Below are 1,812 nucleotides of genomic sequence, written 5' to 3' on the forward strand. Positions count from 1 at the left end.
ACCTCATGACGTATAACTGTGAGGAATTATTTGTTGAAACGGATTCCTTGTTTGAGGAATCCGAATTAACCAAACTATTAGAGCTGTTACAACCAAACGATCAGGTCGTCGTGATGACCTTAAAAGTATTTGGGAAAGGGCTGCGTGGCTTGAAGTCCCTTATGACGTTATTCCAAGAAAGGAATATTCGGTTGATCAGCAGTGACGATCAGGTGGATACGTCTAAGACACCGGCCTTTTATCAGCTGTTCGATCTGTTTTTAGAAACGGATACCGCGTGTCGGAGTGAACGAATGAAAGAAAATATTGACCTGGCTCGTCAAGAAGGACGCGTGATTGGCCGTCCGACGATTGATGAGCAAACGATTGATCGAATTAGTTTTTTATACCATGACCAAAAATGGTCCATGCGACAAATTGCCACTGAGTGTGGGGTGTCATTGGGAAGTGTGTATAAGTATACCCAACAAGAAGAGCGGACCAAAAGCCAAACTGAACTAAACGTAAATGGCTAAGAAAGAGGTGTGTGATGGCGATATATGGATATGTCAGACAACGGGCTCCATTACCCCTTAATGATCAATTAAAAATCGTCTCAGATTATGACTGTGAGGCGATTTTTATTGAGCCCTCTAAAAGAAAAGGGAAACAAGAAGAATTTGAGCGAATGACTGATCGACTTGTCCCAGGGGATACGGTTGTGATAGCCAGTGTGCATGTACTCGGGAAGGACCTTAAGACCATCAAAGCACGACTTGCGCAACTTCAAAAGAAGCAAGTTGTGGTGATGAGTTGGAGTACCCAACTATTCCTGAACTACCAGAGGTAGAAATTCATAACGATGGCAACTCAAGAGTAGTTGTCATGAGTGCAAAATAAGTTAAAGACATGTTTCATTCTGGTAAGTCTTCTGATTGATGGATACTTGTTTGCCAATTAGTTTGGAAGGCGATGTGGAAGTTGACGTAAACGAATATAGCGATAGATGGAACGTCTGGAAAGGTGACAGGCTTGTGCAATTTCCGAAACAGGCATTGTGGAGTTCAAATATAACTCAAGAGCCTTTTCTAGTTGAGTATTGTCAAGAGTGGGACGACCTAATGTTGTTCCTTTTTCTTTAACAGTGGCTAAGCCCGTTTTGATACGTTCGGCAGTGAGACTAGTTTCCATGTCAACTAACGCATCTAGCGTGTGTAAAACAGTTTTTCCCATTGAGGAAGAGGTGTCAATCTCATCTTGAAGACTGATAAACGTGACCCCTTTTTGGAAAAAGGTTGTCAACAGGTCAAGGAGTTGCTTAGCCCTTTTATCCAAACAACTTAAGTTGACACTCACAAGAGTATCTCCTGATTGTAAAGTAGGAGATAAGGTATCTAGAACGCTCTTATTATGTCTCTTTATATGGTCGGGTGACTCTGTATAAAGTGTCGTCACCCCATAAGACGTTAAGATAGCGATTTGAGTATCTATATTCAGATGGGCCATGCCTGAGCGAGCGTAACCTATAAGGGCCATGATGCTTCCTCCTATAATTAATAATGGTTTAATTATACACTAAAATGGGTGAGAAAGGGTCTCATATTATGGAATCGATAGGGGCCAAGATGTGAGAATAGGCGGTTGTTAAATGAGCTACTTTGACACTGTTCGACAAGGAATCCCTCTTTTTCTTAAATTATGATAGATAGTAGGCGCTGAGATCTGACAGTGCTTAGCGATTTCTCCAACAGATAAATCAGTTTCTTGGTAAAGTTTTAGGGCTTGATCCACTTCTTTGGTTCGACTAGGTCGTCCTAGTGTTGTTCCCTTTTC

The 1,812-nt window shown here is 41.7% G+C and carries 4 protein-coding genes; 2 read left to right on the forward strand and 2 right to left on the reverse strand.

Annotated elements, in window-relative coordinates; all coding sequences use genetic code 11:
* Together AC5KOD_RS02690 and AC5KOD_RS02695 are read left to right on the forward strand one after the other, a co-directional pair.
* A partial coding sequence (locus tag AC5KOD_RS02690) for a recombinase family protein (RefSeq protein ID WP_496912999.1) occupies positions 1 to 515 on the forward strand: 515 nt, incomplete at its 5' end.
* Positions 516 to 529: 14 nt separating this feature from the next.
* Positions 530 to 829: a recombinase family protein gene (locus AC5KOD_RS02695; RefSeq protein WP_496913000.1), complete on the forward strand. Its 300-nt coding sequence runs from the start codon at positions 530 to 532 to the stop codon at positions 827 to 829.
* A 107-nt stretch (positions 830 to 936) separates the two neighbouring features.
* Here the strand turns inward: AC5KOD_RS02695 and AC5KOD_RS02700 are convergent, their stop codons facing one another.
* Both AC5KOD_RS02700 and AC5KOD_RS02705 read right to left on the reverse strand, forming a co-directional pair.
* A complete protein-coding gene (locus tag AC5KOD_RS02700; RefSeq protein ID WP_496913001.1) occupies positions 937 to 1,515 on the reverse strand; it encodes a recombinase family protein in 579 nt (192 codons plus the stop codon).
* A gap of 117 nt (positions 1,516 to 1,632) precedes the next feature.
* Positions 1,633 to 1,812, reverse strand: a 180-nt coding sequence (locus AC5KOD_RS02705; protein WP_496913002.1) for a DUF7317 family protein, incomplete at its 5' end; no start/stop codon positions are given.

This window comes from Vagococcus sp. WN80Y, assembly GCF_059621045.1.

Excerpts from the sequence above, each read along its gene's own strand:
- AC5KOD_RS02695 (WP_496913000.1), top strand. The coding sequence starts at position 530 with ATGGCGATATATGGATATGTCAGACAACGGGCTCCATTACCCCTTAAT.
- AC5KOD_RS02700 (WP_496913001.1), bottom strand. The coding sequence starts at position 1,515 with ATGGCCCTTATAGGTTACGCTCGCTCAGGCATGGCCCATCTGAATATA.